The sequence below is a fragment of the Streptomyces sp. NPDC001941 genome (assembly GCF_040296945.1).
Lineage (GTDB): Bacteria > Actinomycetota > Actinomycetes > Streptomycetales > Streptomycetaceae > Streptomyces.
The window spans coordinates 1-25,936 of record NZ_JBEOYE010000022.1 but is presented as its reverse complement, the minus strand read 5'-3'; the positions used below and the strand labels follow the sequence as shown (position 1 = coordinate 25,936).

The 25,936-nt window shown below is 73.3% G+C and carries 24 protein-coding genes and 1 pseudogene; 14 read left to right on the top strand and 11 right to left on the bottom strand.

What is annotated here, in order from left to right:
• Position 1 precedes the first annotated feature (1 nt).
• The 3 genes from ABT160_RS17245 to ABT160_RS17235 form a co-directional block, all read right to left on the bottom strand.
• Positions 2–1,750, bottom strand: a complete 1,749-nt coding sequence (locus ABT160_RS17245) for a glycosyltransferase family 2 protein (protein WP_351648327.1) — start codon at positions 1,748–1,750, stop codon at positions 2–4.
• Between the two features lie 185 nt (positions 1,751–1,935).
• Positions 1,936–2,229, bottom strand: a complete 294-nt coding sequence (locus ABT160_RS17240) for an MTH1187 family thiamine-binding protein (protein WP_351648325.1) — start codon at positions 2,227–2,229, stop codon at positions 1,936–1,938.
• Positions 2,226–2,570 carry a DUF3817 domain-containing protein gene (locus tag ABT160_RS17235; protein WP_351648323.1) on the bottom strand — a complete coding sequence of 115 codons (345 nt, stop codon included), beginning with the start codon at positions 2,568–2,570 and terminating at the stop codon, positions 2,226–2,228. The genes ABT160_RS17240 and ABT160_RS17235 overlap by 4 nt, the downstream gene beginning before the upstream one ends.
• Before the next feature lie 173 nt (positions 2,571–2,743).
• Between ABT160_RS17235 and ABT160_RS17230 the strand changes: the two genes are divergently transcribed.
• The 4 genes from ABT160_RS17230 (at position 2,744) to ABT160_RS17215 (ending at position 5,438) form a co-directional block, all read left to right on the top strand.
• The gene (locus tag ABT160_RS17230) at positions 2,744–3,382 is read left to right on the top strand and encodes an AIM24 family protein (protein WP_351648321.1); all 639 of its coding nucleotides are present in this window, start codon (positions 2,744–2,746) and stop codon (positions 3,380–3,382) included.
• Positions 3,382–4,032, top strand: coding sequence for an AIM24 family protein (locus ABT160_RS17225; protein WP_351648319.1), 651 nt, complete (start codon positions 3,382–3,384; stop codon positions 4,030–4,032). Before ABT160_RS17230 ends, ABT160_RS17225 begins: the two co-directional genes overlap by 1 nt.
• On the top strand, positions 4,029–4,817 hold the full coding sequence (locus tag ABT160_RS17220; protein WP_351648317.1) for an AIM24 family protein: 789 nt from the start codon (positions 4,029–4,031) through the stop codon (positions 4,815–4,817). Before ABT160_RS17225 ends, ABT160_RS17220 begins: the two co-directional genes overlap by 4 nt.
• A 144-nt stretch (positions 4,818–4,961) precedes the next feature.
• On the top strand, positions 4,962–5,438 hold the full coding sequence (locus tag ABT160_RS17215; RefSeq protein ID WP_351648315.1) for a MarR family winged helix-turn-helix transcriptional regulator: 477 nt from the start codon (positions 4,962–4,964) through the stop codon (positions 5,436–5,438).
• 201 nt (positions 5,439–5,639) lie between these two features.
• Here ABT160_RS17215 and ABT160_RS17210 read toward each other — a convergent pair whose 3' ends face one another.
• The 4 genes from ABT160_RS17210 to ABT160_RS17195 all read right to left on the bottom strand — a co-directional run bounded on the left by ABT160_RS17210 (position 5,640) and on the right by ABT160_RS17195 (position 9,981).
• Positions 5,640–7,037, bottom strand: a complete 1,398-nt coding sequence (locus ABT160_RS17210; RefSeq protein ID WP_351648313.1) for a sensor histidine kinase — start codon at positions 7,035–7,037, stop codon at positions 5,640–5,642.
• On the bottom strand, positions 7,034–7,693 hold the full coding sequence (locus ABT160_RS17205; RefSeq protein WP_351648311.1) for a response regulator transcription factor: 660 nt from the start codon (positions 7,691–7,693) through the stop codon (positions 7,034–7,036). The genes ABT160_RS17210 and ABT160_RS17205 overlap by 4 nt, the downstream gene beginning before the upstream one ends.
• 93 nt (positions 7,694–7,786) lie before the next feature.
• Positions 7,787–8,743, bottom strand: coding sequence for a methylmalonyl Co-A mutase-associated GTPase MeaB (gene meaB / locus ABT160_RS17200; RefSeq protein WP_351648309.1), 957 nt, complete (start codon positions 8,741–8,743; stop codon positions 7,787–7,789).
• Positions 8,744–8,778: 35 nt separating this feature from the next.
• The gene (locus ABT160_RS17195; RefSeq protein ID WP_351648307.1) at positions 8,779–9,981 is read right to left on the bottom strand and encodes an acetyl-CoA C-acetyltransferase; all 1,203 of its coding nucleotides are present in this window, start codon (positions 9,979–9,981) and stop codon (positions 8,779–8,781) included.
• Between the two features lie 137 nt (positions 9,982–10,118).
• Between ABT160_RS17195 and mce the strand changes: the two genes are divergently transcribed.
• The 5 genes from mce to ABT160_RS17170 all read left to right on the top strand — a co-directional run bounded on the left by mce (position 10,119) and on the right by ABT160_RS17170 (position 17,706).
• Positions 10,119–10,559, top strand: coding sequence for a methylmalonyl-CoA epimerase (gene mce, locus ABT160_RS17190; RefSeq protein ID WP_351648305.1), 441 nt, complete (start codon positions 10,119–10,121; stop codon positions 10,557–10,559).
• 163 nt (positions 10,560–10,722) lie between these two features.
• Positions 10,723–14,775: a polarized growth protein Scy gene (scy, locus tag ABT160_RS17185; RefSeq protein ID WP_351648303.1), complete on the top strand. Its 4,053-nt coding sequence runs from the start codon at positions 10,723–10,725 to the stop codon at positions 14,773–14,775.
• 114 nt (positions 14,776–14,889) lie between these two features.
• The gene (locus tag ABT160_RS17180) at positions 14,890–15,828 is read left to right on the top strand and encodes a coiled-coil domain-containing protein (protein WP_351648301.1); all 939 of its coding nucleotides are present in this window, start codon (positions 14,890–14,892) and stop codon (positions 15,826–15,828) included.
• Positions 15,829–15,933: 105 nt separating this feature from the next.
• Positions 15,934–16,923 (top strand): ABC transporter ATP-binding protein, encoded by a 990-nt coding sequence (locus ABT160_RS17175; protein WP_351648300.1) that lies wholly within the window; start codon positions 15,934–15,936, stop codon positions 16,921–16,923.
• A gap of 3 nt (positions 16,924–16,926) precedes the next feature.
• Positions 16,927–17,706, top strand: a complete 780-nt coding sequence (locus ABT160_RS17170; RefSeq protein WP_351648298.1) for an ABC transporter permease — start codon at positions 16,927–16,929, stop codon at positions 17,704–17,706.
• 38 nt (positions 17,707–17,744) lie between these two features.
• Here the strand turns inward: ABT160_RS17170 and ABT160_RS17165 are convergent, their stop codons facing one another.
• Positions 17,745–18,704 carry a hypothetical protein gene (locus tag ABT160_RS17165; protein ID WP_351648296.1) on the bottom strand — a complete coding sequence of 320 codons (960 nt, stop codon included), beginning with the start codon at positions 18,702–18,704 and terminating at the stop codon, positions 17,745–17,747.
• Between the two features lie 181 nt (positions 18,705–18,885).
• On the opposite strand from ABT160_RS17165, the gene ABT160_RS17160 reads away from it, so the two are divergent.
• The 3 genes from ABT160_RS17160 to ABT160_RS17150 all read left to right on the top strand — a co-directional run bounded on the left by ABT160_RS17160 (position 18,886) and on the right by ABT160_RS17150 (position 21,933).
• The gene (locus ABT160_RS17160; protein WP_351648295.1) at positions 18,886–19,782 is read left to right on the top strand and encodes a hypothetical protein; all 897 of its coding nucleotides are present in this window, start codon (positions 18,886–18,888) and stop codon (positions 19,780–19,782) included.
• A gap of 187 nt (positions 19,783–19,969) precedes the next feature.
• Positions 19,970–21,103 (top strand): ABC transporter ATP-binding protein, encoded by a 1,134-nt coding sequence (locus ABT160_RS17155; RefSeq protein ID WP_351648293.1) that lies wholly within the window; start codon positions 19,970–19,972, stop codon positions 21,101–21,103.
• A complete protein-coding gene (locus tag ABT160_RS17150) occupies positions 21,100–21,933 on the top strand; it encodes an ABC transporter permease (protein ID WP_351648291.1) in 834 nt (277 codons plus the stop codon). The genes ABT160_RS17155 and ABT160_RS17150 overlap by 4 nt, the downstream gene beginning before the upstream one ends.
• 22 nt (positions 21,934–21,955) lie before the next feature.
• Here ABT160_RS17150 and ABT160_RS17145 read toward each other — a convergent pair whose 3' ends face one another.
• On the bottom strand, positions 21,956–22,285 hold the full coding sequence (locus ABT160_RS17145; RefSeq protein ID WP_351648290.1) for an Rv1322 family protein: 330 nt from the start codon (positions 22,283–22,285) through the stop codon (positions 21,956–21,958).
• 216 nt (positions 22,286–22,501) lie between these two features.
• Here ABT160_RS17145 and ABT160_RS17140 point away from each other — a divergent pair, with 216 nt between their 5' ends.
• Positions 22,502–23,530 (top strand): LLM class flavin-dependent oxidoreductase, encoded by a 1,029-nt coding sequence (locus ABT160_RS17140; RefSeq protein WP_351648288.1) that lies wholly within the window; start codon positions 22,502–22,504, stop codon positions 23,528–23,530.
• A 74-nt stretch (positions 23,531–23,604) separates the two neighbouring features.
• Here ABT160_RS17140 and ABT160_RS17135 read toward each other — a convergent pair whose 3' ends face one another.
• Positions 23,605–23,997, bottom strand: coding sequence for an SCO5389 family protein (locus ABT160_RS17135; RefSeq protein WP_351648286.1), 393 nt, complete (start codon positions 23,995–23,997; stop codon positions 23,605–23,607).
• Between the two features lie 220 nt (positions 23,998–24,217).
• Here ABT160_RS17135 and nucS point away from each other — a divergent pair, with 220 nt between their 5' ends.
• Positions 24,218–24,889, top strand: a complete 672-nt coding sequence (nucS, locus tag ABT160_RS17130; RefSeq protein WP_351648284.1) for an endonuclease NucS — start codon at positions 24,218–24,220, stop codon at positions 24,887–24,889.
• A gap of 153 nt (positions 24,890–25,042) precedes the next feature.
• On the opposite strand, the pseudogene ABT160_RS17125 reads toward nucS, so the two are convergent.
• Positions 25,043–25,936 (bottom strand): annotated as a pseudogene (locus tag ABT160_RS17125) (ATP-binding protein); the annotation flags it as partial.

The window sequence follows — 25,936 nt, the reverse complement described above, 5'->3', positions numbered from 1 at the left end:
CTCAGTTACCTCCCGTGGTGGTGGCCAACGCCCGCTCCGGCTCCTCCGCCCGCTTGCGGGCCCTGGCCCGCTCCCGCCGCTCGCGCACCGTGGTCCAGCACCAGATGCCGACCGGCGCGAGCGCGATCACCAGGGCGAGCACCGCCCAGGTGCGCATCGCGGCGTGCGTGTGGCCGAGCTGGACGGAGGCCACCAGGGACGCGACCAGGACCGCCGCCCAGAACAGGTGGATGCGGAAGGTCATCAGCCGGTCGGGGCTGGCCTCGCCGCCCTTGGGCGTGACCACGAAGCGGCCCCGGGTGCGCAGCACCGCGGAGGTGAGGGACTTGAGGTAGATCGGCGCGGACAGGGCGGACATCGCCATGCCGGCCAGGCCGCCGGAGCCCTCGGGCTCGTGGGGCGAGACGTTGTGGCGGCGGTTCCAGAGGTAGAGGCCGATCTGGAGCGCCACGGCGTCGCTGTAGATCATCAGCCAGACCGCGGAGGAGACCTGGGTGCCGGAGGCGCCGAGCCACAGGAAGAGGACGCAGCTGAGGATGCCGAGGAACCAGTTGACCGCCGTCATCGGGTAGTAGACGAGCATCAGCGTGTAGTTGAGCAGCCGGCCCGGCGGAACCCGGAAGGGTGCCTTCCAGTACTGCTTGATCAGCGTCTCGTAGGTACCCCGGGACCAGCGCAGCTGCTGGGTGAAGAAGTCGGTCCAGGAGTTGGGGCCCTCGCCCACCGCGAGCACGTCGGGGGTGTAGACCGAGCGCCAGAAGCGGCGGGTGGCGGGGTTGCGCCTGCGGTGCAGCTCGAAGCCGGTCGCCATGTCCTCGGTGATCGAGTCGTACAGGCCGCCGACCTGGCGCAGGGCGCTGATGCGGACCACGTTGTTGGTGCCGACGAACATCGGCGCCTTGTAGCGGTTGCCCGCGCGCTGGATCAGCGCGTGGAAGAGGAACTGCTGCGACTCGGCGGCCTTGGTGACGGCGGTGTCGTAGTTGCCGTACACCTGCGGTCCGACGACGAAGGCGATGTCGGGGTCGCGGAAGTAGCCGAGCATCCGCTCCAGGAAGTTCTCCAGCGGCACGTGGTCGGTGTCGACCGAGGCGAAGTACTCGTAGTCGTCGCCGTGCATCGCGAGCCAGGCGTTGTAGTTGCCGTGCTTGGTGCGGGCCTTGTGCGGGCCCTTCTTGCGGTTCCACTCGGGGACGCCGTTGCGGGTGAAGTGGCGGACCCCCAGCTCCTCGCAGAGCGCCTTGGCCCGTTCGTCGTCGCCCTCGTCGAGCAGCCACACGTCGAGGTGGCCGTCGTGCCTGAGGCGCACCGCGCCCTCCAGGGTATTGCGCACCATGGAGAGGGGTTCCTTGCCCGGGACGTACGTGGTGAGGAAGGCGACCCGGGTGCCCTTCTCGGGGTACACCGGGATCGGGTCGCGGGCGACCAGCGTCGCGTGGGCGATCGAGGTCACGTTGACCAGCATGAAGAAGCAGATGAGGCCGATCGACACCAGCATCACGGTGTCGAACCTGATCAGCCAGCGGTCGCCGCCCTCGCGGACCGTCCAGTGGGAGGGCCAGACGAGGTAGACCAGCAGGACCGCCGAGAAGACCGGGGCCAGGCACATCAGCAGGACCGCGCGTATTCGGTGGGGCTCCTTCGAGAGCAGACTCCGGTAGCCGACGCGGTACGGCTGCTGCTCGTCCGGTTCGGTCAGCGGACCCGCCAACCGGCTGTGGGTCTCGTAGTCGTAGCCCTCGGGCGGCACGGTGCCTCCTGCTCTCGAGCGAGGTCGATATGTCCTCACAAAAGGGGAGATTCACCGGCGTGTCGACTTGAGGCGTCCGTGAGGGCGGTTTTTGTCCCCCATACGCAGCCGAGCCCCGCCGTACGCGACCGAGCCCCCGTCCGGTCTGCCGGACGGGGGCTCGGGGGGCTTCGGGGCACGGCGGGTCAGCCGGCGAGGTGGCGCTCCACGGTCTCGACCTTCTTGGTCAGGCCGTCGGTGACGCCCGGGCGGACGTCGGCCTTGAGCACCAGCGAGACGCGCGGGGCGCGGGCCTCGACGGCGGCGACGGCGCGCTTGACGACGTCCATGACCTCGTCCCACTCGCCCTCGACCGAGGTGAACATGGCGTCGGTGCGGTTCGGCAGCCCGGACTCGCGCACCACGCGGACCGCGTCGGCCACGTACTCGCCGACCTCCTCGCCGACGCCGAGCGGGGTGACGGAGAAGGCGACGATCACGCGCTCACCTTGCCCTCGGCGCGGGCGCGGGAGGCGATGACCTCGTCCTCGGCGGCGCGCTTGAGCTTGCGCTCGGCGTAGAAGCCGCCGAAGGGCAGCACGGAGAGCACGAAGTACAGGGCGGCGGTCTTCAGGTCCCACTTGGTGCGGTTCCAGGCGTCGGCCCAGAACAGCACGTAGATCACGAAGAGCACGCCGTGCACCGCGCCCATCACGGGCACCGCGTCGAAGGTCGTGGTGCGCTTGAGCACGGAGCAGACGAGCAGCACCAGGAAGGAGACGGCCTCCGGCGCGGAGACGAGTCGGAGTCGGTGGAGGGCGGAGGCGGTCTTGAGGTCCACGGGGTCACCTTCGGTGGGAGGGGGCCGGTGCTCTTGCGGGCGGCGATCTTGTGAACGCGCGCACAAGCGTCCGTGCCATTGTGGCAGCCGCCTTTGCCAGCCTTTTAGCCGGGTCCCGGGCCCCGGACGAAGAGGCCCTTCTCCAGGCGCCCCGGTACAAGTAACGTCGCCCCGTGGCAACGTTCCGACTCCAGGGCAGCAAGACGCTCGCCGTCACCATGACCGGGGACGCCGTCAAGGCGAAGAACGGTTCGATGGTGGCGTACGACGGGCAGATGGCCTTCAAGAAGATGTCCGGCGGCGGCGAGGGCCTGCGCGGCATGGTCACCCGGCGCCTCACCGGCGAGCAGATGACGGTGATGGAGGTGAAGGGGCAGGGCACCTGCTACTTCGCCGACCGGGCCTCCGAGATCAACCTGGTCACCCTGCACGGCGACAAGCTGTACGTGGAGGCCAGCAACCTGCTGTGCACCGACGCCGGCCTGCGCACCGGGACCACCTTCACCGGGCTGCGCGGCGGCGCCAGTGGCAACGGCCTGTTCACCACCACCGTCGAGGGCAGCGGCCAGGCCGCGATCATGTCCGACGGCCCGGCCGTGGTGCTGCGGGTGACCCCGCAGTACCCGCTGTCGGTGGACCCCGGCGCGTACATCGCGCACCAGGGCAACCTCCAGCAGCACTTCCAGTCCGGCGTCACCTTCCGCACCCTGCTGGGCGAGGGCGGCGGCGAGGCCTTCCAGATCCGCTTCGAGGGGGACGGCCTGGTGTACGTGCAGCCCAGCGAGCGCAACACGATCGGCGGGGACGTCTGATGCCCTTCCGCGAGGTCAACTCCAAGATGGTCGAGGCCACGGTGGTCCCCGGCCAGAAGATGTTCAGCCAGCGGGGCGCGATGCTCGCCTACCGGGGCGACGTCAGTTTCACGCCGAACATCGGCGGCGGCCAGGGCGGCCTGATGTCGATGATCGGGCGCCGGGTGGCGAACGAGGCGACGCCGCTGATGACGGTCGAGGGCAGCGGCACGGTGATGTTCGGGCACGGCGGCCACCACATCCAGGTGATCGCGCTCACCGGCGACACCCTGTACGTGGAGGCGGACCGGCTGCTCGCCTTCGACGGCACCCTCCAGCAGGGCACCATGTTCCTGGGCTCGCAGGGCGGGGTGATGGGCATGGTGCGCGGCCAGGTGACCGGCCAGGGCCTGTTCACCACGACCCTCAAGGGCCACGGCTCGGTCGCGGTGATGGCCCACGGCGGGGTGATCGAGCTGCCGATCACGCCGGGGCGCGCGGTCCACGTGGACCCGCAGGCGTACGTCGCCCACCACGGGGACGTGCGCAACAAGCTCTCCACCGCGCTGGGCTGGCGCGACATGGTGGGGCGCGGCTCGGGCGAGGCGTTCCAGCTGGAGCTGAGCGGCAGCGGTGCGGTGTACGTCCAGGCGTCGGAGGAGAAGCTGTGAGCGGCCCGGTGGTCTTCGACCCGCACTCCCTGCCGTCGGACGACAACGTCAACTCGTACACCTTCTGCGTGGAGCTCAAGGGCTCCCAGTGGTTCCTGCAGAAGGGCAAGATGATCGCCTACTACGGGTCGATGGAGTTCAACGGCATCGGCCACGGACGGCTGGACCGGCTGGTGCGCACGGCGTTCCACTCGCCGCTGCACGCCAGTGACTGGGTGGTGGCGGAGGGCAGCGGCAAGATGCTGCTCGCCGACCGGGCCTTCGACGTCAACTCCTTCGACCTGGACGAGGGCAACCTGACGATCCGGGCGGGGAACCTGCTGGCGTTCCAGCCCTCGCTCTCGCTGAAGCAGTCGATCGTGCCGGGGTTCCTGACGCTGATCGGCACCGGGAAGTTCGTGGCGGCGTCCAACGGGCCGGTGGTCTTCATGGAGCCGCCGCTGCGGGTGGACCCGCAGGCACTGGTGGGCTGGGCCGACTGCCCGTCGCCGTGCCACCACTACGACCACGGGTACCTGACCGGGGTGCTGGGCGGGCTGCGGTCGATGACCGGGCTCGGCGGGGTCTCGGGCGAGGAGCACCAGTTCGAGTTCGTGGGCGCGGGGACGGTGCTGCTGCAGTCCACCGAGGTGCTGATGGCGGACCAGGCGACGGGCGCGGTGCCGCACGAGCCGGGTGTGCCGGGCGGGTCGGGTTCCGGCCACGGCCCGGGGGCGGGGCAGGGCGCGGGGGTACCGCGCCTTCCCGGACAGCTGGGGGACCTCCAGCGTCGCTTCGGCCTGTGAGCGGTAGTCTGCGGAGTGTGACGCCCTCGAACGCCTGCGCCCCTGGGCCCTGGTGACCGGGAGTCGACGGCCGGCGGGGGCGCGTGCCGGGCGTCACACCCCCAGACTTCGTCCAGTATTCAACTTCTTAGGTAGAATCCACTCATGGAGACCGAGACGGCCACCCCCTGGCTCACCGATGCCGAGCAGTGCGCCTGGCGCACCTACCTGGACGTCAACAGGCTGCTGACGTACCAGATGGAGAAGGACCTCCAGCCGTTCGGCCTGACCAACAACGACTACGAGATCCTGGTCAACCTGTCGGAGTCGCCCGACCAGCGGCTGCGCATGAGCGACCTGGCGGCGGCGACCCTGCAGTCCAAGAGCCGGCTCTCGCACCAGATCACCCGCATGGAGAGCGCGGGGCTGGTGCGCCGCGAGAACTGCGAGTCGGACCGGCGCGGGCTGTACGCGGTCCTGACCGACCAGGGCATGGCGACGATGCGCAAGGTCGCCCCGCACCACGTCGAGTCGGTGCGCAAGCACTTCATCGACCTGATGACCCCGGAGGCCCTGGCGGACCTGCGCGAGTCCCTGAAGCCGGTCGCCGACCACCTCCGCACGCAGCGCGGCAAGGCCTGACGACCGCGGGGGCGGCGGAAGTTGCCTCAGTCGGCCGCAGGCAGCCGCAGTTCGAAGCGGGCCCCCTGCGGGCGGGCGGGCGTCGTCGTCAGGTCGCCGCCGTGGCGGCGGGCGATGACCCCTCCCGATGGCGCGCCTCGCACTGCTCCGCAGGCTTCGGCCCGCCGCGCCGGACTCCGTCCGCCGACCCCCACGCACTCCCTAGTCCGCTTCAGGCAGCCGCAGTTCGAAGCAGGCCCCCTGCGGGTGGGCGGGCGTCGTCGTCAGGTCGCCGCCGTGGCGGCGGGCGATGTCGCGGGCGATGGCGAGGCCCAGGCCCGCGCCGCCCTCGTCGCGGGTACGGGCGTCGTCGAGGCGGACGAAGCGCTCGAAGACCCGCTCCCGCTCCCCCTCGGGCACCCCGGCCCCGTCGTCGGTGACCGTCAGGACGGCGCCACCGGACCCGGCCGCCACCTCCGCCGCCACCCCGGTCTCCGCGTGCCGCTGGGCGTTGTCCAGCAGGTTGGCCAGGACCCGGGTCAACTGGCCCCGCGAGCCGAGGACTTCGACGCCCGGCGCGGCCACCACCCGCAGCGGCACCCGGTCCCCGCCGCGCCGCTCCGCCTCCTGCTCCAGGAGCCGCCCCAGGTCCACCCGCGCCCGCCCGGGCCGCTCCCCCGCGTCCAGGCGGGCGAGCAGCAGCAGGTCGGCGGCGAGGCGCTGGAGCCGTACGGTGTCCTGCACCGCCCCCTCCACGTCCAGCAACTCCGGGTGCGCCGCGCCCACTTCGAGCTGGGTGCGCAGCGAGGCGATCGGGCTGCGCAGCTCGTGCGAGGCGTCCGCGACGAACCTGCGCTGGCGCTCCACGGAGGCCTCCAGGGCCGCCAGGGTCTCGTTGGTCGTACGGGCCAGGCCGGCGATCTCGTCCCGCGAGAGGGGCACGGGGACCCGTCGCGACAGGTCCTCCGACGCGGTGATCGCGGCCATCTCGCGCCGGATGCCCTCGACCGGCCGCAGCGCCCGCCGGGTCACCAGCCAGGTGACGCCCGCGACGACGGCCAGCAGCACCGGGAAGGCGGCCAGCATCGCCTCGGTCACCCCGGAGACCGTCGCCTTCTCGCCGGTGAGCGCGGCGCCCGCGTAGACGGTGAGCGGGTCGCCGCCGGGGGTGGTGGCCCGGACGGCGGCGAAGCGGTACGTGGCGGTGTCCCCGTCGACCGTGACGTCCCCGCTGGAGTAGGCGGCGGCCTCGGCGACCGTGCCCGCGCCGCCCGCGCGGTCCGCGGCGCCGGGAGGGAGCACCCGCACCCCGGGCGAGGCGGTGCCCGCGATGCGCTCGACGCCCCGGCCCAGGGCCACCACCCGGCCGTCGGCGTCGACGACCTGGACCGGGTGCTCCTCGGTGTCGTCGGGCAGGTCGAGCCGGTCGTAGGGGGTGCCCGAGGCGAGCTGGGAGGCGACGGAGCGGGCCGCGACGTTGGCCTGCAGGCCCGCCTGCTCGACCAGGGTGCCGCGCAGCACCAGGAGCAGGGCGGCCCCGGCGGCCACCAGGGCGAGCGCGACGACCAGGGTGGCGCCCAGCGCGGTGCGGGCCCGCACCGAGCCGAGCAGCCGCCTCACCGGGCCTCCAGCCGGTACCCGGCGCCGCGCACGGTGCTGATCCGGTCGGCGCCCAGCTTGCGGCGCAGGGCGCTGACGTACACCTCGACGATGTTGGGGTCGCCCTCGTAGGCGAAGTCCCAGACGTGCTCCAGGATCTCGGCCTTGGACACCACCTCCCCGGCGCGCGCGGCGAGCTGCTCCAGGACCGCGAACTCCTTGGTGGTGAGCACCACTTCCGCCTCGCCCAGGTGCACCCGGCGCGACCCGGTGTCCACGCCCAGGTCCCCGGCGCGCAGCACGGCGGGGGCGGGGCGCGGGCGGCGGCGCAGCAGCGCGCGGACCCGGGCGAGCAGCACGACGTACGAGAACGGCTTGGTCAGGTAGTCGTCGGCGCCGGTGTCGAGCCCCTCGGCCTCGTCGTACTCGCCGTCCTTGGCGGTGAGCATGAGCACGGGCACGTCGTGGCCCGCCGCGCGCAGGGCGGCGCAGACGCGGTAGCCGTTCATGCCGGGGAGCATGATGTCGAGCACGACGAGGTCGTACGCCTCGGTGCCGGCGAGCCGCAGCCCGTCCAGGCCGTCGTGGGTGACGTCGACGGCGTAGCCCTCGGCGCGGAGGCCGGCGGCGAGGGAGAGGGCGAGGCGCTTCTCGTCCTCGACGATCAACAGACGCATGCCCCCAGCCTCCCAGGCCCCACCTGAAACGGGGTTCAGGGTGGGTGCGGGGTGTGGGGGGCGGGTCGGCCCGGGTGTCCCGGCCCGCGCGGGCTACTCCCCCGTCAGCCCCTCCACCAGCGTGTCCGCCGCCGCGTACGGGTCCAGCTCCCCCGCCGCGATGCGCGCCGCCAGCGCGTCCAGGCGGCGGTCGCCGCGCAGGTCGCCGATGCGCTCGCGCAGGGCGGTGACCGCGATCGTCTCCACCTCGCGCGCCGCCCTGCGCACCCGCCGGGCGGCCAGCTCGCCGCCCTCCTCCATCCAGGCCCGGTGCTTCTCCAGCGCCTCCACGACCTCGTCCACGCCCTCGCCGCGCGCCGCGACCGTCTTGACGATCGGGGGGCGCCAGTCGCCCGGCCCCCGGGACTCCCCGAGGCCCAGCATGTGGTTGAGCTCGCGGGCCGTGGCGTCGGCCCCGTCCCGGTCCGCCTTGTTCACCACGTACACGTCGCCGATCTCCAGGATCCCGGCCTTGGCCGCCTGGATCCCGTCGCCCATGCCGGGGGCGAGCAGCACCACGGAGGTGTCCGCCTGGGCGGCGATCTCCACCTCGGACTGGCCGACGCCGACCGTCTCGACCAGGACCACGTCGCACCCGGCCGCGTCCAGGACGCGGATGGCCTGGGGCGCCGCCCAGGCCAGCCCGCCCAGGTGCCCGCGGGTGGCCATGGAGCGGATGTACACCCCGGGGTCGGAGGCGTGGTCGGCCATCCGGATCCGGTCCCCGAGCAGCGCGCCGCCGCTGAACGGCGAGGACGGGTCGACGGCGAGGACGCCGACCCGCTTGCCCGCCCTGCGGTACGCGGAGACCAGCGCGGAGGTGGTGGTGGACTTGCCGACGCCCGGGGACCCGGTCAGGCCGACCACGTACGCCCCGCCGGTCAGCGGCGCCAGCTCCGCCATCACCTCGCGCAGCTGCGGGGACGCCCCCTCCACGAGCGAGATCAGCCGGGCCACGGCGCGCGGCCTGCCCTCCCTCGCCCGGGCCACCAGCTCAGGGACGTCCACCATGACCACCGCTCCTCGCGAGACGTACGTACGGAGAACTACTTGCCCGGGACCTTCACGATCAGCGCGTCGCCCTGGCCGCCGCCGCCGCACAGGGCCGCCGCGCCGACGCCGCCGCCGCGCCGCTTCAGCTCCAGGGCCAGGTGCAGCACGATGCGGGCGCCGGACATGCCGATGGGGTGGCCGAGGGCGATCGCGCCGCCGTTGACGTTCACCTTTTCCGGGGAGACGCCGAGGTCCTTCATTGACTGCACGGCGACCGCGGCGAACGCCTCGTTGATCTCGATCAGGTCGAGGTCGGCGACGTCCAGGCCCTCCTTGCCGAGCGCGTGCCGGATGGCGTTGGACGGCTGGGACTGCAGGGAGTTGTCCGGGCCCGCCACGTTGCCGTGGGCGCCGATCTCGGCGATCCACTCCAGGCCCAGCTCCTCGGCCTTGGCCTTGGACATCACCACGACCGCGGCGGCGCCGTCGGAGATCTGCGAGGAGGTGCCGGCGGTGATGGTGCCGTCCTTGGCGAAGGCCGGGCGCAGCTTGCCGAGGGACTCGGCGGTGGTCTCGGCGCGGATGCCCTCGTCCTGCGAGAAGAGGACCGGGTCGCCCTTGCGCTGCGGGATCTCCACGGGGGTGATCTCGGCCTCGAAGACGCCGTTCTTCTGGGCGGCGGCGGCCCGCTGGTGGGACAGGGCGGCGACCTCGTCCTGCGCGGGGCGGGCGATGCCCAGGCGGGTGTTGTGCTTCTCGGTGGACTCGCCCATGGCGATGCCCTCGAAGGCGTCGGTCAGGCCGTCGTGGGCCATCGCGTCGAGCATCTCCACGGCGCCGTACTTGTAGCCCTCGCGGGACTTGGGGAGCAGGTGCGGGGCGTTGGTCATGGACTCCTGGCCGCCGGCCACCACGACGTCGAACTCGCCCGCGCGGATCAGCTGGTCGGCCAGCGCGATCGCGTCGAGGCCGGAGAGGCACACCTTGTTGACCGTGAGCGCGGGGACGCTCATGGGGATGCCCGCCTTGACGGCCGCCTGGCGCGCGGGGATCTGACCGGCCCCCGCCTGGAGCACCTGCCCCATGATCACGTACTGCACCTGGTCGCCGCCGATGCCGGCCCGGTCCAGGGCGGCCTTGATGGCGAAGCCGCCCAGGTCCGCGCCGGAGAACGACTTGAGAGAGCCCAGAAGACGGCCCATGGGCGTCCGTGCTCCCGCGACGATGACGGAGGTGGTACCGGTCGTTCGAGACATGAGGCACAGCCCCTTGGAGATGAGGAGTGAACGAGGGTTTACCTCAATGTACTGAGCGGTACGGCGACGGTCACCGGCCCGTGAGTGTGATCGCGCGCACGTTGCGTAACCGCCGTGCGGAGCGCTGCACTGGGGGCATGCTGACGAGAATCGACCACATCGGGATCGCCTGTCACGACCTCGACGCCACCGTCGAGTTCTACCGCGCGACGTACGGCTTCGAGGTGTTCCACACCGAGGTCAACGAGGAGCAGGGCGTGCGCGAGGCCATGCTCAAGATCAACGAGACGTCCGACGGCGGCGCCTCCTACCTCCAGCTCCTTGAGCCCACCCGCGAGGACTCCGCGGTGGGCAAGTGGCTGGCCAAGAACGGCGAGGGCGTGCACCACATCGCCTTCGGCACCGCGGACGTCGACGCCGACTCCGCGGCCATCCGTGAAAAGGGTGTGCGGGTTCTGTACGACCAGCCCCGCATCGGCTCCATGGGCTCGCGCATCACCTTCCTGCACCCCAAGGACTGCCACGGCGTGCTCACCGAGCTGGTGACCTCCGCCGACCCGTCCTCAGCGGAGCACTGACCTCCGGATTCCTGGCCCGGTAGAGTGGGCGGCTCCGGGCCGGGGCCGGAACGGGGCCGTGCCGCGTCCTCACAGTTGATCTGACACCATTCCCCGGGGGGCCGTTCGCCAGGAGCGGTACTCGTTCGGAAAGTTGCGACCAGGGGACGGATGGGACCGCGCAGTGCGGGGCTACGAAGGCCAGGAACGCCACCGAGCTGACGACCACCTCTCGCGGTTCGAAGCCGAGATGGACCGGCTGAAGACCGAGCGGGAGAAGGCCGTCCAGCACGCCGATGACCTCGGTTACCAGGTCGAGGTGCTGCGCGCCAAGCTGCACGAGGCGCGGCGCACCATCGCGTCCAGGCCCTCGTCCTACGACAGCGCGGACCTCGGCTACCAGGCCGAGCAGCTGCTGCGCAACGCGCAGGTGCAGGCCGACCAGCTGCGCGCGGACGCCGAGCGCGAGCTGCGCGACGCCCGCGCCCAGACGCAGCGGATCCTCCAGGAGCACGCCGAGCACCAGGCCCGGCTCCAGTCCGAGCTGCACACCGAGGCGGTGCAGCGCCGCCAGCGCCTGGACCAGGAGCTGGCCGAGCGCCGCCAGACCGTCGAGGCGCACGTCAACGAGAACGTGGCCTGGGCCGAGCAGCTGCGGGCCCGCACCGAGTCGCAGGCCCGCCGCCTCCTCGACGAGTCCCGCGCCGAGGCCGAGCAGGCGCTGAACGCCGCCCGCGCCGAGGCCACCCGGGTCGCCGAGGAGACCCGGCGCCGGATGACCTCCGAGGCCGAGCAGGCCCGCACCGAGGCCGAGGCCCTGCTGCTGCGCGCCCGCAAGGACGCCGAGCGGCTGCTCACCGCGGCCTCCAACCAGGCCCAGGAGGCCACCAGCCACGCCGAGCAGCTGCGGGCCTCCACCACCGCCGAGTCCGACCAGGCCCGCCAGCAGTCCGCCGAGCTGAGCCGGGTCGCCGAGCAGCGGATCCAGGAGGCCGACGACAAGCTGCGCGAGGCCCGCGCCGAGGCCGAGCGGCTGGTCACCGACTCCAAGGACGCCGCGTCGCGCACGCTGGCCTCCGCCGAGTCGACGAACGAGCAGCGCACCCGTACCGCCAAGTCCGAGATCGCCCGGCTGGTCGGCGAGGCCACCAAGGAGGCCGAGGCCCTCAAGGCCGAGGCCGAGCAGTCCCTGGCGGACGCCCGCGCCGAGGCCGCGAAGCTGGTCGACGAGGCCGGCGAGCAGGCCCGCACCGCCGCCGCCGAGGACTCCGCCGCCCAGCTCGCCAAGGCCGCCCGCAGCGCCGAGGAGATCCTCACCAAGGCCTCCGCGGACGCCCAGGACACCACCCGCAAGGCCTCCGAGGAGGCCGAGCGGATCCGCCGCGAGGCCGAGACCGAGGCCGACCGGCTGCGCGCCCAGGCGCACGACACCGCCGAGGAGCTCAGGGGCGCGGCCAAGGACGACACCGAGGAGTACCGCGCCAAGACCGTCGAGCTCCAGGAGGAGGCCCGGCGGCTGCGCGGCGAGGCCGAGCAGCTGCGCGCCGAGGCGGTCGCCGAGGGCGAGCGCATCCGCGGCGAGGCCCGGCGCGAGGCGGTCCAGCAGATCGAGGAGGCGGCCCGCACCGCCGAGGAGCTGCTGACCAAGTCCAGGACCGACGCCGACGAGCTGCGCGCCCGGGCGACCGCGGACAGCGACAAGGCCCGCGCCGAGGCCGTCGAGCGCGCCACCACGCTGCGCAAGCAGGCCGAGGAGACCCTGGAGCGCACCCGCGCCGAGGCCGAGCGGCTGCGCGCCGAGGCCGACGAGCAGGCCGACGCGGTGCGCGCGGCGGCCGACACGGCCGCCGCCGAGCTGCGCCAGGAGACCGAGCGCGCCATAGCGGCCCGGCAGGCCGAGGCGGCCGAGGAGCTGGCCCGCCTGCACACGGAGGCCGAGGCGCGCCTGACGGGCGCCGAGCAGAGCCTGGCCGACGCCCGGGCGGAGGGCGAGCGGATCCGCCGCGAGGCCGCCGAGGAGACCGAGCGGCTGCGCACCGAGGCCGCCGAGCGCATCCGCACCCTCCAGGAGCAGGCCGAGCAGGAGGCCGAGCGGCTGCGTACCGAGGCCGCCGGGGACGCGTCGACGACCCGGGCCGAGGCGGAGAACGCGGCGGTACGACTGCGGGCCGAGGCCGACGCGGAGGCCGAGCGGCTGAAGTCGGAGGCCCAGGAGAGCGCGGACCGGCTGCGCGCGGAGGCCGCGGCCGCCGCCGAGCGGGTCGGCGCGGAGGCCGCGGAGACCCTGGCCGACGCCCGTACCCAGTCCGAGCGGATCCGGCGCGAGGCCGAGGAGACGCTGAACTCCGCGCGCGCCGAGGCCGACCAGGAGCGCGAGCACGCCCGCGAGCGGAGCGAGGAGCTGCTCGCCTCCGCCCGCAAGCGCGTGGAGGACGCCCAGGCCGAGGCGCAGCGCCTGGTCGAGGAGGCGGACCGGCGGGCCACGGAGATGGTGTCGGCCGCCGAGCGGGCCGCCCAGGAGGTGCGGGACTCCGTCGCCGGGCTGCGCGAGCAGGCCGAGGAAGAGGTCGCGGGGCTGCGCAGCGCCGCCGACCACGCGGCCGAGCGCACCCGTACCGAGGCGCAGGAGGAGGCGGACCGGGTCCGCTCCGACGCGTACGAGGAGCGGGAGCGGGCCACCGAGGACGCCAACCGCACCCGGGCGCGCGCCACCGAGGAGTCGGAGGCGGCCAGGGCGCTGGCCGAGCGGACGGTCGGGGACGCGATCGCCGAGGCGGAGAAGCTGCGCGCGGACACCGCCGAGTACGCGCAGCGGGTGCGCACCGAGGCCACGGACGCGCTGGCGTCGGCCGAGCAGGACGCCTCCCGGGCCCGCGCGGACGCCCGCGAGGACGCCAACCGGATCCGTTCCGACGCGGCCGCCCAGGCGGACCTGCTGGTCGGCGAGGCGACCGGCGAGGCCGAGCGGATCGGCGCCGAGGCCGCGGAGCTGCTGGCGGGCGCGGAGGGCGACGCCACCCGGATCCGTACCGAGGCCGAAGAGGTCAAGGCGGAGGCCGAGCGGCACGCGGAGGCGCTGATCGAGACCGCCCGTGCCGAGGGCGTGTCGATCACCGACACCGCGCACCAGGCGGCCAACAAGACGCGCACCGACGCGGCCGGGCAGGCGGACACGCTGATCTCCGAGGCGGCGGCCGAGGCCGAGCGGCTCCAGGCGGATTCGACGGCCGAGGCCGAGCGGCTCACCGGCGAGGCGAGCGCGGAGGCCGACCGGCTGCGGGCCGAGGCGAGCGGGGAGGCGGAGCGGCTGCGGGCCGAGGCCGCCGAGACGGTCGGCTCCGCGCAGCAGGCGGCCGAGCGCATCCGCGCCGAGGCCCAGCGGCACAAGGAGGACGCCGAGTCGGCGTCCGAGCAGATGCGCGCGGAGGCGCGCTCCGAGGCGGACCGGGCGCTGGACGAGGCGCGCGAGGCGGCCGCCAAGCGCCGCACGGACGCGGCGGAGCAGGCCGACCAGCTGATCGCCAAGGCGCAGGAGGAGGCCCTGCGGGCCACCACCGAGGCGGAGGCGCAGGCCGACACGATGGTCGGCGCGGCCCGCAAGGAGGCCGAGCGGATCGTCGCCGAGGCGACCGTGGACGGCAACGCGCTGGTGGAGAAGGCCCGGGCGGACGCGGACGAGCTGCTGGTCGGCGCGCGCAACGACGCGACGACCATAAGGGAGCGCACGGAGGAGGTGCGGGCCCGCACCGAGGGGGAGATCGAGGAGCTGCACGAGCGGGCGCGGCGCGAGGTGTCCGAGCAGATGAAGTCGACCGGCGAGCGCGTGGACAAGCTGGTCAAGGCCGCCACCGAGCAGCGCGCCGAGGCGGAGTCGAAGTCCAAGGAGCTGCTGTCCGAGGCCAATTCGGAGGCGGGCAAGGTCCGCATCGCCGCCGTGAAGAAGGCCGAGGCGCTGCTCAAGGAGGCGGAGACGAAGAAGGCCGAGCTGGTGCGCGAGGCGGAGAAGGTGAAGGCCGAGGCGGAGCGCGAGGCCGACAAGATGATCACCGAGGGCAAGCGCGAACTCGACGTGCTGGTGCGCCGCCGCGAGGACATCAACGCCGAGATCTCCCGTGTCCAGGACGTGCTTGAGGCGTTGGAATCTTTCGAGACGCCTTCCGGCGGAGCGAAGGACGGCGTCAAGGCGGGCGCTTCGGCGGGGGTTACACGTTCGAGTGGCAAGTCCTCGGAGGCCTAGCCACTCAAAAGGCTGGACATTCTCCAGATCAAACCGACATCCGCTCGATGACACGCCGCTCCGGCCCCTAGGATTCCCTCTAACACCTCACCGGTCTCATTCGACAGGAACCCCATGAGCGACACTTCCTCCCCCTTCGGCTTCGAGCTCGTGCGGCGTGGTTACGACCGCGGTCAGGTGGACGACCGCATTACCAAGCTCGTCGCCGACCGTGACAGTGCTCTGGCCCGAATCACCTCTCTGGAAAAGCGCATCGAGGAGCTCCACCTCGAAACGCAGAACGCCCAGGCCCAGGTCAGCGACGCCGAGCCGTCCTACGCCGGGCTCGGCGCGCGCGTCGAGAAGATCCTCCGCCTCGCCGAGGAGGAGGCCAAGGACCTGCGCGAGGAGGCCCGTCGCGCCGCCGAGCAGCACCGCGAGCTGGCCGAGTCCGCCGCCCAGCAGGTGCGCAACGACGCCGAGTCGTTCGCCGCCGAGCGCAAGGCGAAGTCCGAGGACGAGGGCGTCCGCATCGTCGAGAAGGCGAAGGGCGACGCGGCCACGCTGCGCTCCGAGGCGCAGAAGGACGCGCAGTCCAAGCGCGAGGAGGCCGACGCGCTCTTCGAGGAGACCCGCGCCAAGGCCGCCCAGGCCGCCGCGGACTTCGAGACGAACCTGGCCAAGCGCCGCGAGCAGTCCGAGCGCGACCTGGCGTCGCGTCAGGCGAAGGCCGAGAAGCGCCTGGCGGAGATCGAGCACCGCGCCGAGCAGCTGCGCCTGGAGGCCGAGAAGCTGCGCACGGACGCGGAGCGCCGGGCCCGCCAGACGGTGGAGACCGCGCAGCGCCAGGCCGAGGACATCGTGGCCGACGCGAACGCCAAGGCGGACCGCATCCGCAGCGAATCGGAGCGCGAGCTGGCGGCGCTGACGAACCGTCGCGACTCGATCAACGCCCAGCTGACCAACGTCCGCGAGATGCTGGCCACCCTGACGGGTGCCGCGGTCGCCGCCGCCGGCTCCCCGGTCGACGACGAGCCCGTCTCCCGCGGCGTCCCGGCCCAGCAGTCGCGCTGACGCTCCCGCGCCCCTCCCCCGTGGGCGTACGGATCCGAAGACACGGGCCACGGCCCCCCGCCTCTTGAGTGGCGGGGGGCTTTGTGCCGTTTTAGCGTGGGCCGCATGATCGAGCTGGACGCCCTCACCAAGCGCTACGGCACCAAGACCGCGGTCGACCGCCTCACGTTCACGGTCAGACCCGGTGTGGTGACCGGCTTCCTGGGGCCGAACGGGGCGGGGAAGTCGACCACCATGCGGATGATGCTGGGCCTGGACAACCCGACCAGCGGCAGCGTGCGGATCGACGGCAAGCGCTACCAGGACCTGCAGGAGCCGCTGCGGTACATCGGGGCGCTGCTCGACGCGAAGTCGATGCACGGCGGCCGCAGCGCGTACAACAACCTGCTGTGCCTGGCCCAGTCGAACCGCATCCCGGCGAGCCGGGTCTCCCAGGTCCTGGACACGGTCGGCCTGACGGCCGTGGCGCGCAAGAAGTCCAAGGGCTTCTCGCTCGGCATGGGGCAGCGGCTGGGAATCGCCTCCGCGCTGCTGGGCGACCCCGAGATCCTGATGTTCGACGAACCCGTCAATGGTCTGGACCCCGAGGGAATTCACTGGATCCGCAATCTGATGAAGGCGCTGGCGGCCGAGGGCCGGACGATCTTCGTTTCGTCCCACCTGATGAGCGAAATGGCGCTGACGGCGGACCACCTGATCGTCATCGGCCAGGGAAAACTCCTGGCCGACACCTCGATGGCCGATTTCATCCAGCAGAACTCGCGCAGTTACGTACGGCTGCGCTCGCCGCAGCGGGAACGGCTGCGGGACGTGCTGCACGACAACTTCATCACCGCGGTCGAGGCGGGCAACGGAACCCTGGAGATCGACGGCCAGAGCACCGAGGCGCTGGGCGAACTGGCGGCCCGGCACCAGATCGTGCTGCACGAGCTGAGCGCCCAGCGGGCCTCGCTGGAGGAGGCGTTCATGCAGATGACGGCGAGTGCGGTGGAGTACCACGCGCACACCGACGCGGGCCCGCACGAGCGGCCCGCGGCGCGCCCGGACGACGGCAAGGGCCCGCAGTGGGGCCCCCGCGACCCCGAGGGGGCCTGAGCCATGGCGTCGGTACCCGCCGTCCTCCGCTCCGAGTGGACCAAGATCCGTACGGTCTCCTCGACCCTGTGGACACTGGTCTGCGCGCTGGTCGTCACCGTGGCGATGGGCGCCGCGCTGTGCGCGCTGATGAAGTCGACCTTCGACGACCTGAAGCCCGCGGAGCGTGCCACCTTCGACCCGACCTTCATGAGCTTCTCCGGGATGGTGCTCGGGCAGCTGGCCATGGTGGTCTTCGGGGTGCTCGTGGTCTCCACCGAGTACACCTCGGGCATGATCCGCACCTCGCTGGCCGCGGTGCCCCAGCGGGCGACCTTCATGTTCGGCAAGGTCTTCGTGGCGGGCGTGCTGGCGCTGGTGGTCGGGATGGCGACCAGCTTCGCGGCGTTCTTCCTGGGCCAGGCCCTGCTCGGCGAGCACCGCACCACCCTGGGCGCCGACAACGTGCTGCGCGCGGTGATCGGCGGCGGCCTCTACCTGGGGCTGATCGCGCTCTTCTCGATGGGCGTGGCGATGATGCTGCGCTCCTCGATGCTCTCGCTGGGCATCCTGGTGCCGTTCTTCTTCCTGATCTCCAACATCCTCTCGGCGGTCCCGGTGGCCGAGAAGGTCGCCCGCTACTTCCCCGACCGGGCCGGCTCCCAGATCCTCCAGGTGGTGCCGGACGCGATGGGCTCCGACGAGGCCCCCTACGGCCCGTGGGCGGGGCTGGGCATCATGGTGCTCTGGGTCATCGCGGCCCTGCTCGGCGGCCTGCTGCTACTGCGGAAGCGGGACGCCTGAGCCGCCGGCGCGGGCGGGGGCGGCGGGCGGCGGGCGGCTCAGCGCTCGTCCTCCCCCAGGACCTCGTCGAACCGCTCCCAGCCCTGCCAGGTCCACACGTCGGTGTCGGGGTCGGCCAGCAGCGGCACGAAGCGGCCGACCTCGAAGGCGTCCGCCTCCGGGGCCAGGTCGAACCACCGCTCGTCGGCCACCTCGGTGCCCAGGCCCACGGTGCGCGCGGTCAGCCGGACCATCAGCTTGGCCCCGGTCGCCGCCGACAGGTCCTTGCCCTGGATCTCGGTGAACGGCAGCCGCTCCACCGGCGCGTCCACCGGGATCCACACGGTGAACGGCGCCCCCTTCTCCACCGCGAGCCAGCTGCGCTCGTCGGCCCGCCGCCCCTTCTCGTCCAGGACCTCCAGCCACTTCTTGTAGACCACCCGGCTGCGGTCGTAGGGGGACGCCTCCAGGTAGCGCAGGTGGACCCGGGCCCGCAGGTCGACGACCGAGAGGTTGTCGAAGTGGTTGTAGAAGCGCACGGCGATCACCGCGTGGTCGGCCGCGTCCCCGGCAGGCACCGGGAAGTCGGCCGTGCGCGCCGGTGAGACGCTGGCGCGGCGCCGCCAGACGAAGGGGCGCAGGGCGAACAGCTTGATCAGCACGATGCCGAGCAGGACGGCGGGGGCCAGCGCGCCGGTCAGCGAGGCGAGCGTGGCCAGCAGCCCGTGCGGCACGCTGTCGGGCTCGGGGCCGAGGCTGTCGGTGCCGACGCAGGCGCGTAGCGCGTCCAGGGCGCGGTTGAGCAGCCCGGGGCCGTCCCGGAAGCGCGTGGCCATGCTCCGCGGCGAGTCCTCCGTCAGCGTCCACAGGACGGCGATGACGGCGGCCAGCGAGGCCAGGGCGCCCAGGGCCATCAGCATCAGCGCGTGGACCGTGCGCCCGGCGATCCACCAGCGAACCGACGTCCGATAGCGCGGGTGGCCGCCGCGCCCGGTGAGCCATCCGGTGGGAAGTCTCAACTACCCTCGCTCTCGTGGGAGTTGTGGGGCGCCACCGGCGCACCGGGACGCGGGTGGACTTCCTTCCCCGCCCCGCTCCCCGCCAATCGCACGGGGCCTGTCGTCCCGTACCGTCCGCGCGGGTAGACGAGCCGTGAAAGGCTCTGTCCCGTTGTGCGCGACCGATCGAAGGGCATGACTCGTGGAGGAGCGAACCCCCAAGGACCGCAGCCTGGCGGCGCTGGGGCTGGCCGGCGTCCCCGCCGTGGAGCCGCTGACGTACCCCGGGCGCCCGGCGCCGGAGCCGGCCCTGCTCAGTGGTGACGTCCTGCTCCAGCTCGACGTGCGGCCCGGCAGGCTGGGGCAGTGGTACGTGGCGCAGGACGCGGCCCGCACCCGGCTGGACGACGCCCTGACCGGCCTCGGGCAGGCCACCACCGGGCGCCGCCACCCCGTGGTGGCGGTCGGCTCCAACGCCTCCCCCGGCCAGGTCAGCCACAAGCTGGCGCGGCTCCACCTGTCCCCGGCGGTGCCGATGGTGCCGGTGACGGTGCGGGGCATCGGCATCGGCTGCTCGGGCCACATCAGCCCGGCCGGGTACGTGGCGGGCACGCCGTACGTCGACCCGGGCGCGGAGGCGACGCTGGTGGTCACCTGGCTGGACGAGGAGCAGCTCAAGGCGGTGGACGCGACCGAGTTCCCGGACTACCGGCGGGCCATACTGCCGGGCGACGCGTTCGCGATGACGATGCCGTCCGGGGAGCGCCTGGGCGGCGCGTACATCTACTTCAGCGCGCACGGGGTGCTCGCCGGGCCCGACGGCCGCCCGCGGCCGGGCGGCGGGGACCAGTCGGCGCTGCTGGCCTCCCTGCTGGACGCCTCGCCGCGGCTGCGCGAGCTGCTCGGTCCGGACCCGGCCGGCTGGGTGGCCCGGGCGGGCGCGGACCGCTCGGTGCGCGAGCGGGGGACGCAGGTCTTCGGCGAGGAGGGCTGGGTGCTGCCGCAGACGGACTTCCTGCCGTACCTCGACGAGTCGGCCGAGCTGCGGCTGTACGACGACCTGCCGCCGCTCGCCGGGTCGCTGCCCGGCGCCTCCTGAGCCGCACCCTCCCGGAGCCGTCCGGTTCGACCCGTTTTGGCATGATTGCAAGCGGTCTGGCCTGTTAAGCCTTGGCCGGAACCGTCAGCGCCTGGATATCCTCCTCACTCATACGGGGGCGTCCGGCCTGCCTGCCCGCGGTCCGCTCCGCGCCCCACCGCGACCTTCCTGTCGATGGGGCTGGAGAATGATCGAGGCAGTCGGCCTGACGAAGCGCTACGGCGCCAAGACGGCCGTGTACGACCTTTCCTTCCAGGTGCGGCCCGGTGCCGTGACCGGGTTCCTGGGGCCCAACGGCTCCGGGAAGTCCACGACGATGCGGATGATCCTGGGGCTCGACCGGCCGACCGCCGGCCGGGTCACCATCGGCGGCCACCCCTTCCGGCAGCTGCCCAACGCGCCGCGCCAGGTCGGCGCCCTGCTCGACGCCAAGGCCGTGCACGGCGGGCGCAGCGCCCGCAACCACCTGCTCTCGCTCGCGCAGCTCTCGGGCATCCCGGCCCGCCGGGTCGACGAGGTGCTGGGCGTGGTCGGCCTGCAGGACGTGGCGAACAAGCGGTCCAAGGGCTTCTCGCTCGGCATGGGCCAGCGGCTCGGCATCGCCGCCGCGCTGCTCGGCGACCCCCAGGTGCTGCTCTTCGACGAGCCGGTCAACGGCCTGGACCCGGAGGGCATCCTCTGGGTGCGCAACCTGATGAAGGCGCTGGCCGCCGAGGGGCGCACCGTCTTCGTCTCCTCGCACCTGATGAGCGAGATGGCGCTGACCGCGGACCACCTGATCGTGATCGGGCGGGGGCAGCTCCTCGCCGACATGAGCATCACCGAGTTCATCTCCGCGAACTCGGCCGACTTCGCCCGGGTGCGCGCCTCCGCCACCGAGCCGGCCGGGCGCGAGAAGCTGGCCGCCGCGCTGACCGAGGCGGGCGGCCGGGTCCTGTCGGAGCCGGACGGCGCGCTGCGGGTGACCGGTCTGCCGCTGCCGCGCATCAGCGACCTGGCGCACGCCGCCGACGTACGGCTGTGGGAGCTGTCGCCGCACCAGGCGTCGCTGGAGGAGGCGTACATGCGCATGACGCAGGGCGCCGTCGACTACCGCTCCACCACGGACGCCAGGGCCGGCCTGCTGGAGCCCGCGCCGCCCGGCTGGGCGCCGCCCGCCGAGCCGGTGCCGGACGTGCCGCAGCAGGGCTGGTACGCCCCGCCGCCGCCGGGACAGCGACCCGTGCCGGACAACCCCTACCAGGCCCCACACGCCCCCGCCCCGGCCCCGCACGCCCCGGTCCAGCCGCCCGTCCAGAACGACTCCGAGGACGCCCGATGAGCACCCCGACGCAGGAGACGTACGCGTACCAGTCGCCGATCCCGGTCCGCAGGGCCACCCTCGGCGACGCCCTGGCCTCCGAGTGGACCAAGATCCGCTCGGTGCGCTCCACGATGTGGACGCTGGGTACGATGGTGCTGCTGATGCTCGGCATCGGCCTGCTGACGGCGCTCGCGGTGAACATGGCCAGCTCGGGCGGCGCCGAGATCGACACCTCCGGGCAGACGGTGCTCAGCCTGGGCTTCTTCGGCACGCTGCTGGGCTCGATCTGCGTGATCACGCTGGGCGTGCTGACGGTGACGTCGGAGTACACCACCGGCATGATCCGCCCGACGCTGACCGCGTGCCCCGCCCGCGGCCGGGTGCTCGCCGCCAAGGCGATCGTCTTCGCGGGCCTGGTCTTCGTCCTGACCACGGTGGTGGCCGGGATCGTGGCCGCGCTGCAGACCGCGCTGGTCGACACGTCCGCGCCGCCGACCACCGAGGCCTGGCTGCGGGCGTCCGTCGGCGTCGGCCTCTACCTGTCGCTGCTCGGGCTGCTCGCGATGGGCGTCGGGGCGATCGTGCGCCACTCGGCGGGCGCCATCACGGCCTCCATCGGCCTGGTGCTGCTGCCGCTGGTACTGGCGCTGTTCATGGTGGCGGAGAAGCTGGAGGGGGTGCGCCAGGCGCTCTTCGAGTACTCGATCCCGAGCCAGCTGAGCGTGCTCTACGACAACCCGGTGACCACCTCGGGCCCGGCCGGCTGGGACCCGCTGTGGATCATGCTGATCGCGGTGGCGGTGGTGCTGGGCGCGGCCTTCGCGCTGCTGGACCGGCGGGACGTCTGACCGGCTGACCGACGCCGCCCGCTCAGTGGCGGGGCGCGTTGCGGGACCGCTGCACCCGGGAGGTGCGGCGGTCCTTCGCGTTCCAGCACGCCTTGTGCCAGTGCCTGCGGTCGTCCACGCCGCCGAACTCGGGCCAGGCCACCACGTGCGGGACGCCGGAGGGGATCTCCTGGTCGCAGCCCGGGCAGCGGTAGCGCTTGCCGGCCGCGCTCGCCCCGGCCACGTGGCGCACCGACCACTCCTCGCCCTGCCACGACTCGGTGCGCTGGAAGCCGCCGTACCGGCCCGACTGGTCCCCGGTGCGCTCGTCCGGGCTCCCCCCGGCGCGGGGGCGGTTGTGGCGCGGCGACACGGGACACCTCACAGGTCGTACGGGGTCGGGTTCGGCATCCAGCCTACGGGCCCCGCGCGTGGGTACACGTCCCGCTCGGCGCGCGGCCGTCACCCGTACGGGGGACATCAAGAAGAAAATCGGACTGATTTCGTCGAGGGCCGTGCCTTTGGCACGTGTCAGACGTTGTTGCCGTAGTGGGGGGAGAGCCGCATCGGTCCCAAGGAGGCTCAAGCGATGCGAGTGGGAACTTTCGTACTGGCCGCCCAGTTCCCGGGCCAGGGGCAGGGAGAGACGCTGTACCGGGCGGTCCGCTCGGCCGAGGTGGCGGAGGAGGCGGGCCTCGACTCCGTATGGCTCGCCGAGCACCACTTCGTGCCGTACGGCGTGTGTCCGTCGGCCGTGACGCTGGCCGCGCTGCTGCTCGGGCGGACCCGGCGGATCCGGGTGGGGACGGCCGTGAGCGTGCTGCCCAGCGCGCACCCGGTGGCCCTGGGCGAGCAGGCCGCGCTGCTGCACCTGACGTCGGGGGGACGCTTCACGCTGGGGGTGGGCCGGGGCGGGCCCTGGGTCGACCTCGAGGTCTTCGGGGCGGGCCTGGAGGCCCATGAGAGCGGCTTCCCCGAGTCGCTCGACCTGCTGCTGCGCTGGCTGCGCGAGCCGAGCGTGGGGGCGGCCGGGGAGCGGTATTCGTTCCGCGAGGTGCCGGTGGTGCCGCGGCCGGACGAGAGCCTGGAGGGTGCCAGGGGCCCGGAGGTGCTGGTGGCCTGCACCTCGCCGGCGAGCGTGCGCCTGGCCGCGGCCCGGGGGCTGCCGATGCTCCTCGGGATGCACTGCGGGGACGAGGAGAAGGCGGAGATGGTGGCACTGTGGCGCGCGGAGGCGCGCGCGGCGGGCCACGCGCCGGAGGCGGTCGCGCGCGCCGGTCACGTCTCGGCGGGGGTGGCGCAGCTCGCGGACACCCGGGAGGACGCGCGGGAGACGCTGCTGGAGGCGATGCCGGGCTGGCTGAAGCAGGGTCTTGACGCCCATGTGACGGTCGACGGCCGCGAGCGCGCGATGCGCGACCCGGTGGCCTATACGGAACTGCTGTGCGGGCTGCATCCGGTGGGCACTCCCCGGCAGGCGGCGGACCGGCTCGCCGCGACCGCGGAGCGCACGGGCATCACGCGTTTCGCGCTGCTCGTCGAGGGCTCCGGCGACCTCGCGGCGACGGAGGAGAACGTGAAGCGGCTCGGGACCGAGGTCCTGCCCCTGCTGGGCTGAGCCCGGTCCGCGCCACGCGGGCTGCCGCCCCATGTCAGTACACCTCCCGCGACACGGAGCGGCAGCAGGAAGCGTCAGCAGTCGCGCAGTTCGGGCGACTGGTTGAGCAGCTGGCCCCGGATCGAGGTGAAGCGGGCGAGCCGCTCGTCGACCGCCGGGTCCAGCGGGAACACGGCGACGCGGTGGCAGTTCTGGAACGCGAGACGGACGCCGAAGTGCCGCTGGAGCGCACCACGGATCGCGTCACTCGCCAGGGCGCGCAGCAGCTGGCCGCGAGCCTGCTCGTCCGGCGGCGGCGTCTGGTTGTCGGCGAATTCTCCGCCGTCCACCTTCAGCTGGGCCACCAGAGAGCTGATCATCTCCCATGCGTAGGGCAGGGAGGTCCGGACGCAGTCGACGAAGGCCGCTTCGTCGACGTCGCCTCGCTCGGCCTGTTCCAACAGCGCCGGTGAGACGTCGAGCGACATGGGTTCTCCTCTCGCGACCCCGGGGAGCGGGGTCTTACGGGCAGGGAAAGGGAGCGTCGCCACCCGGCGACGCTCAGTGCACGAGCGACGACCTCCCGCTTCCACGGTAAGCGCGCGCTCCGGCCCGCACCAGGAGATTGGGAACACAACAGGCCAATAACGAACGGTGCTTTAGGACCGAATCGCGCGGAACCGCGTACGTCGAGTAGCGTTGCCGACCATGCGTCTCGTCATCGCCCGCTGCTCCGTCGACTACGCGGGTCGGCTCACCGCCCATCTGCCCTCCGCCCCCCGTCTGATCCTGGTCAAGGCAGACGGCAGCGTCTCCATCCACGCGGACGACCGCGCGTACAAGCCGCTGAACTGGATGTCGCCGCCGTGCACGCTCAAGGAGGGCGCGGGTGACGACGCCGGCGTGTGGACCGTCGTCAACAAAGCGGGCGAGAAACTGATCATCACCATGGAGGAGGTCCTCCACGACTCCTCGCACGAGCTGGGCGTCGACCCGGGCCTGATCAAGGACGGCGTGGAAGCGCACCTGCAGGAACTGCTCGCCGACCGCATCGAGACACTCGGCGAGGGCTACACCCTGATCCGCCGCGAGTACCCCACGGCCATCGGCCCCGTCGACATCCTGTGCCGGGACTCCGACGGCGCGACCGTCGCGGTGGAGATCAAGCGGCGCGGCGAGATCGACGGCGTGGAGCAGCTGACCCGCTACCTGGAGCTGCTCAACCGCGACCCGCACCTGGCGCCGGTGCGCGGGGTGTTCGCCGCGCAGGAGATCAAGCCGCAGGCCCGGGTCCTGGCGACGGACCGGGGCATCGGCTGCGTGGTGCTGGACTACAACGCGCTGCGCGGCATCGAGGACGACAAGCTGCGCCTGTTCTGATCCGGCGGGGGCGGCGTGACCGCTCCCCGGTACGCCGGGCGTCCACGTCTCCGCGGGGCGTCAGCCCGTTCCGCGGTACGTGAAGGGGCCCCGGGTGGCGATGCCGCCCGGGGCCCCTTCGCGTACGCGCGCCGGCCGCGTCCGGTGCGCCGGTCAGTGCGAGGAGCCGCTGGGCCCCGGGTCGCTGTTGCTGGGCGCCCCTCCCCCGCCGCCCTCGGCGCCGCCCGCGGGCGAGCCTCCGGTGGGGCCGGTCGTGGTCGGCCCGCCGGCCGGGTCGCCCGTGGTCGGGCCGCCCGTCGGGTCCCCGGTGGTCGGGCCGCCGGTGGGGCCGGTGGTGGTGGGGCCGCCGCTCGGTTCCCCGGTGGTGGGCCCGCCGGAGGGGTCTCCGGTGGTCGGGCCGCCCGAGGGGTCCCCGGTGGTGGGGCCGCCCGAGGGGTCGCCGGTGGTGGGCCCGGTCGTCGTCGAGCCGCCGGGCGAACCGCCGCCCGGGGTGGACGGCTTGCCGCCGGGCCCGGACGGCTTCCCGCTGGGGGCACCCGTACCGCCCGGGTCCTTGGAGGAGGCGTCGTCGCCGGGCTTGCCGGTGCCGTCCGCGGAGCCGGTGGCCCCGCCCCGGTCCCCGCCGCCGGTCGTGCCGCCGGGGCGGTGGGTGGAGCCGCTCTCGCCCGGCTCGTCGGCGCCCAGGCCGCCCGCGCCGTCGTCGACGTCGGCGGACTGGTCGGTGGTGACCTTGCCGGGGCCGCCGCCGTCGTCCTGGGAGGTCGCCCCGAGCGTCACCACGGTGCCGAGCACCGCGGCGAGGAGCGCTCCGGCGCCCGCGGCGACCAGGTTGCGCCGGGCCCCGCCGAGCAGGGCGCGACGGCCCTGCGGCCGGCCCTTCGCGGGCGGCTGCGGGCGGGTGAGGACGGTCGGGCCGTCCTCGTCGAACAGCGCGGACGCGGGCGCTGCGGCGGCCGGTACGCCGCCGGGCGGGGACGCCGACTCGACGTTGGGGGGGGCACGCGGCTCCGCGCCCGCGGGGGTGGGTGCGCCGGGGGGGGGGGCGGC

What these genes read in the sequence shown, in the direction of transcription:
- ABT160_RS17225 (WP_351648319.1), top strand. Translation starts at nt 3,382, where the DNA reads ATGCCCTTCCGCGAGGTCAACTCCAAGATGGTCGAGGCCACGGTGGTC.
- ABT160_RS17215 (WP_351648315.1), top strand. Translation starts at nt 4,962, where the DNA reads ATGGAGACCGAGACGGCCACCCCCTGGCTCACCGATGCCGAGCAGTGC.
- ABT160_RS17205 (WP_351648311.1), bottom strand. Translation starts at nt 7,693, where the DNA reads ATGCGTCTGTTGATCGTCGAGGACGAGAAGCGCCTCGCCCTCTCCCTC.
- meaB (WP_351648309.1), bottom strand. Translation starts at nt 8,743, where the DNA reads ATGGTGGACGTCCCTGAGCTGGTGGCCCGGGCGAGGGAGGGCAGGCCG.
- ABT160_RS17195 (WP_351648307.1), bottom strand. Translation starts at nt 9,981, where the DNA reads ATGTCTCGAACGACCGGTACCACCTCCGTCATCGTCGCGGGAGCACGG.
- mce (WP_351648305.1), top strand. Translation starts at nt 10,119, where the DNA reads ATGCTGACGAGAATCGACCACATCGGGATCGCCTGTCACGACCTCGAC.
- ABT160_RS17180 (WP_351648301.1), top strand. Translation starts at nt 14,890, where the DNA reads ATGAGCGACACTTCCTCCCCCTTCGGCTTCGAGCTCGTGCGGCGTGGT.
- ABT160_RS17175 (WP_351648300.1), top strand. Translation starts at nt 15,934, where the DNA reads ATGATCGAGCTGGACGCCCTCACCAAGCGCTACGGCACCAAGACCGCG.
- ABT160_RS17170 (WP_351648298.1), top strand. Translation starts at nt 16,927, where the DNA reads ATGGCGTCGGTACCCGCCGTCCTCCGCTCCGAGTGGACCAAGATCCGT.
- ABT160_RS17155 (WP_351648293.1), top strand. Translation starts at nt 19,970, where the DNA reads ATGATCGAGGCAGTCGGCCTGACGAAGCGCTACGGCGCCAAGACGGCC.
- ABT160_RS17150 (WP_351648291.1), top strand. Translation starts at nt 21,100, where the DNA reads ATGAGCACCCCGACGCAGGAGACGTACGCGTACCAGTCGCCGATCCCG.
- ABT160_RS17140 (WP_351648288.1), top strand. Translation starts at nt 22,502, where the DNA reads ATGCGAGTGGGAACTTTCGTACTGGCCGCCCAGTTCCCGGGCCAGGGG.
- ABT160_RS17135 (WP_351648286.1), bottom strand. Translation starts at nt 23,997, where the DNA reads ATGTCGCTCGACGTCTCACCGGCGCTGTTGGAACAGGCCGAGCGAGGC.
- nucS (WP_351648284.1), top strand. Translation starts at nt 24,218, where the DNA reads ATGCGTCTCGTCATCGCCCGCTGCTCCGTCGACTACGCGGGTCGGCTC.